A 5,210-nucleotide genomic window follows, 5' to 3' on the forward strand; every position below is an offset into this window, starting at 1 on the left:
ATTAATGAGAAGTTCATTTGAAATTATAATATAAGACGAAAGAAATAAAAGCCGAATACAAATTAGGTCAATCCTTAAATAATAGAGCTAAAGGAAATTCGAAGTTGTAAAACATAGAAGCTAACGCTTCAAACAATATTTATTACAATGGAGAGTTTGATCCTGGCTCAGGATGAACGCTAGCGGGAGGCTTAACACATGCAAGCCGAGGGGTATTTGTAGCTTGCTACATTGAGACCGGCGCACGGGTGCGTAACGCGTATGCAACTTGCCCTACTGAAAGGGATAGCCTTTTGAAAAGAAGATTAATACCTTATAACAATAACCTTGGCATCAGGGATATTTGAAAGATTTATCGCAGTAGGATAGGCATGCGTAAGATTAGATAGTTGGTGAGGTAACGGCTCACCAAGTCAACGATCTTTAGGGGGCCTGAGAGGGTGAACCCCCACACTGGTACTGAGACACGGACCAGACTCCTACGGGAGGCAGCAGTGAGGAATATTGGACAATGGGTGAAAGCCTGATCCAGCCATCCCGCGTGAAGGATGACGGCCTTATGGGTTGTAAACTTCTTTTATATGGGGATAAACCTACTCACGTGTGAGTAGCTGAAGGTACCATATGAATAAGCACCGGCTAACTCCGTGCCAGCAGCCGCGGTAATACGGAGGGTGCAAGCGTTATCCGGATTTATTGGGTTTAAAGGGTCCGTAGGCGGATTAATAAGTCAGTGGTGAAAGCCCATCGCTTAACGATGGAACTGCCATTGATACTGTTAGTCTTGAGTGAGGTTGCAGTGGCTGGAATGTGTAGTGTAGCGGTGAAATGCTTAGATATTACGCAGAACACCAATTGCGAAGGCAGGTCACTAAGCCTCAACTGACGCTGATGGACGAAAGCGTGGGGAGCGAACAGGATTAGATACCCTGGTAGTCCACGCCGTAAACGATGGATACTTGCTGTTGGATTTTCGGATTCAGTGGCTAAGCGAAAGTTATAAGTATCCCACCTGGGGAGTACGTTCGCAAGAATGAAACTCAAAGGAATTGACGGGGGCCCGCACAAGCGGTGGAGCATGTGGTTTAATTCGATGATACGCGAGGAACCTTACCAAGGCTTAAATGCATAATGACGTATTTGGAAACAGATATTTCTTCGGACAGAATGCAAGGTGCTGCATGGCTGTCGTCAGCTCGTGCCGTGAGGTGTTAGGTTAAGTCCTGCAACGAGCGCAACCCCTATCATTAGTTGCCAGCGTTTAAAGACGGGGACTCTAATGAGACTGCCAACGCAAGTTGAGAGGAAGGTGGGGACGACGTCAAGTCATCACGGCCCTTACGTCTTGGGCTACACACGTGCTACAATGGTAAGTACAGAGGGCAGCTACCTGGTGACAGGATGCGAATCTCGAAAACTTATCTCAGTTCGGATTGGAGTCTGCAACTCGACTCTATGAAGCTGGAATCGCTAGTAATCGCATATCAGCCATGATGCGGTGAATACGTTCCCGGGCCTTGTACACACCGCCCGTCAAGCCATGGAAGCTGGGGGTACCTGAAGTCGGTGACCGTAAAAGGAGCTGCCTAGGGTAAAACTGGTAACTAGGGCTAAGTCGTAACAAGGTAGCCGTACCGGAAGGTGCGGCTGGAACATCTCAATTTAGAGAACGACGAATTTTCTTCTATTTAATAGAAGATTGATCATGTTTTCGGTTTTTCTTTTGTTCTTTACATTATAATTAAAATATATACACAGATATTAGACCACTCTTTAAGAGTATTAAAGAGTCTCATAGCTCAGCTGGTTAGAGCGCTACACTGATAATGTAGAGGTCGGCAGTTCGAGTCTGCCTGAGACTACAAAATAACTAAAGAGGGGGATTAGCTCAGCTGGCTAGAGCGCTTGCCTTGCACGCAAGAGGTCATCGGTTCGACTCCGATATTCTCCACAAAGTCCTAACGGACTAGAAGAGTTCATTGACATTATTAGAAAACGATAACAAGAAATTGTTAACGACATACAATCAAGATATAGATTAAGAAATTAATCAAAGCAATATAGAATTAAATATAAACGATTTAATTCGGCATTGAAGGTATACAATTAAACAAAAACGAGTAAGATTAACATAACCGCTCATAACGACGGTTAAATCGAGAAAAAAGTTACTAAGGGCGTACGGCGGATGCCTAGGCTTTGAGAGGCGATGAAGGACGTGATAAGCTGCGATAAGCTACGGGGAGCGGCACATACGCATTAATCCGTAGATTTCCGAATGGGATAACCCGGCATGTTGAAGACATGTCACTCTAATTTATTAGAGAGCGAACGTTGGGAACTGAAACATCTAAGTACCAATAGGAAAAGAAATCAATTGAGATTCCGTAAGTAGTGGCGAGCGAACGCGGATTAGCCCTAAAGACATTATAAGGATAGTAGAATAACCTGGAAAGGTTAACCGAAGAGGGTGACAGTCCCGTAGATGAAATTTTTATATTGTTGATAACGAGTAAGGCGGAACACGAGAAATTCTGTCCGAATATGGGAGGACCATCTTCCAAGGCTAAATACTCCTCAAAGACCGATAGTGAACTAGTACTGTGAAGGAAAGGTGAAAAGCATCTCGAATAGAGAGTTGAAATAGATCCTGAAACCGTACGCCTACAAGCGGTCGGAGCCTCTAGGGGTGACGGCGTGCCTTTTGCATAATGATCCTACGAGTTAATGTCACTGGCAAGGTTAAGTACTTCAGGTACGGAGCCGAAGCGAAAGCGAGTCTGAATAGGGCGGTATAGTCAGTGGTATTAGACGCGAAACCTTGTGATCTACCCATGGGCAGGTTGAAGCTTTGGTAACACAAAGTGGAGGACCGAACCGGTTGACGTTGAAAAGTCTTCGGATGACCTGTGGGTAGGGGTGAAAGGCCAATCAAACTGGGAAATAGCTCGTACTCCCCGAAATGCATTTAGGTGCAGCGTTTAGTGAAGTATATTAGAGGTAGAGCTACTGATTGGATGCGGGGGCTTCATCGCCTACCAATTCCTGACAAACTCCGAATGCTAATATATGTTTCTAGGCAGTGAGGGCATGGGTGCTAAGGTCCATGTCCGAGAGGGAAAGAACCCAGACCATCAGCTAAGGTCCCCAAATATATGCTAAGTTGAAAAAACGCGGTTGGATTGCATTGACAGCTAGGATGTTAGCTTGGAAGCAGCTATTCATTTAACGAGTGCGTAACAGCTCACTAGTCGAGCGATCCGGCATGGATAATAATCGGGCATAAGCATATTACCGAAGCTATGGATTTGTACTTTATTGTACATCTGGTAGGGGAGCATTCTAGCGGCGCAGAAGTCATACCGGCAAGGTGTGGTGGAGCTTCTAGAAAAGAAAATGTAGGAATGAGTAACGATAAAATAAGTGAGAAACTTATTCGCCGTAAGACTAAGGTTTCCTCAGCTATGCTAATCAGCTGAGGGTTAGTCGGGACCTAACACGAACCCAAACGGGGTAGTGGATGGCAAATGGGTTAATATTCCCATACCTGCTCTCAATAAAAGTGACGGATGATTGTAGGTGGTGCGTGCTGACGGAATAGCACGTTGAACCTGCGTAAAGCAGGGATAGTACACAAAGCCTTCGGGTGGCGTGATAATCCACTGAAAATTGTCCCAAGAAATAGCGAGAGAAGCAGCCCGTACCGTAAACCGACACAGGTGGTCGAGGAGAGTATCCTAAGGCGCTCGAGTGAGTCATGGCTAAGGAATTAGGCAAAATAGCCCCGTAACTTCGGGAGAAGGGGCGCTGACAGCAATGTCAGCCGCAGTAAAAAGGCCCAGGCGACTGTTTATCAAAAACACAGGACTCTGCAAAATCGAAAGATGACGTATAGGGTCTGACACCTGCCCGGTGCTGGAAGGTTAAGGAAGGGGGTTAGCTTCGGCGAAGCTCTTAACTGAAGCCCCAGTAAACGGCGGCCGTAACTATAACGGTCCTAAGGTAGCGAAATTCCTTGTCGGGTAAGTTCCGACCTGCACGAATGGTGTAACGATCTGGGCACTGTCTCAGCCATGAGCTCGGTGAAATTGTAGTATCGGTGAAGATGCCGGTTAATCGCAACGGGACGAAAAGACCCTGTGAACCTTTACTATAGCTTTGTATTGACTTCGGGTAAATAATGTGTAGGATAGGTGGGAGACTATGAAGCAGCGTCGCTAGGCGTTGTGGAGTCATTGTTGAAATACCACCCTTTATTTACCTGGAGCCTAACTCCTGTAAGGAGGACAGTGCATGGTGGGTAGTTTGACTGGGGTGGTCGCCTCCAAAAGAGTAACGGAGGCTTTCAAAGGTACCCTCAGCACGCTTGGTAACCGTGCGTAGAGTGTAATGGCATAAGGGTGCTTGACTGTGAGGCCAACAAGCCGAGCAGGTGCGAAAGCAGGACATAGTGATCCGGTGGTTCCGTATGGAAGGGCCATCGCTCAAAGGATAAAAGGTACTCCGGGGATAACAGGCTAGTCTCCCCCAAGAGCTCACATCGACGGGGAGGTTCGGCACCTCGATGTCGGCTCGTCACATCCTGGGGCTGGAGAAGGTCCCAAGGGTTGGGCTGTTCGCCCATTAAAGTGGCACGCGAGCTGGGTTCAGAACGTCGTGAGACAGTTCGGTCTCTATCTGTTGTGATCGTTAGAAGTTTGAGCGGACTTGACTCTAGTACGAGAGGACCGTGTTGAACAAACCTCTGGTGTATCAGTTGTGCCGCCAGGTGCACCGCTGAGTAGCTACGTTTGGATGAGATAAGCACTGAAAGCATATAAGTGCGAAACTCGCCGCAAGATTAGACTTCTTTAAAGGGTCGTGGAAGACTACCACGTTGATAGGCTATAGATGTAAAGGCAGTGATGTCATAGTCGAGTAGTACTAATTACCCATAAACTTTTTCGAAAAAGATTTAACCGTTGAGAGATGGTTAGTTAATCTTATTTGAATTGTATACCGATTGTATAAACGATATATTATTATCAAATATCTAATAATGTCAAAGACATAAAGGACAACACCTTTCAAAGACACTTAAGAAATTAGGGTGATTATAGCGAAAGGGCTCACCTCTTCCCATTCCGAACAGAGAAGTTAAGCCTTTCAGCGCCGATGGTACTGCTATTGCGGGAGAGTAGGTCGTCGCCAGTCTTTATAACAAAGCTCAA

General features: G+C 46.2%; 2 tRNA genes and 3 rRNA genes. All 5 read left to right on the top strand.

The features are described from left to right. Positions 1-144 precede the first annotated feature (144 nt). The 5 genes from IM532_RS13385 to rrf all read left to right on the top strand — a co-directional run bounded on the left by IM532_RS13385 (position 145) and on the right by rrf (position 5,193). A 16S ribosomal RNA gene (locus IM532_RS13385) occupies positions 145-1,663 on the top strand. A gap of 125 nt (positions 1,664-1,788) precedes the next feature. Continuing rightward, positions 1,789-1,862: transfer RNA gene (locus IM532_RS13390), tRNA-Ile, on the top strand. Between the two features lie 15 nt (positions 1,863-1,877). Then, a tRNA-Ala gene (locus tag IM532_RS13395) sits at positions 1,878-1,951 on the top strand. 210 nt (positions 1,952-2,161) lie between these two features. Then, a 23S ribosomal RNA gene (locus IM532_RS13400) occupies positions 2,162-4,947 on the top strand. Between the two features lie 138 nt (positions 4,948-5,085). Further along, positions 5,086-5,193: ribosomal RNA gene (gene rrf / locus IM532_RS13405) — 5S ribosomal RNA — on the top strand. The 16S, 23S and 5S rRNA genes sit together here with 2 tRNA genes alongside, the layout of an rRNA operon. The last annotated feature ends 17 nt before the right edge of the window (positions 5,194-5,210 follow it).

Origin of the sequence: Faecalibacter rhinopitheci (assembly GCF_015234135.1) — a bacterium.
GTDB classification, from domain to species: domain Bacteria; phylum Bacteroidota; class Bacteroidia; order Flavobacteriales; family Weeksellaceae; genus Empedobacter; species Empedobacter rhinopitheci.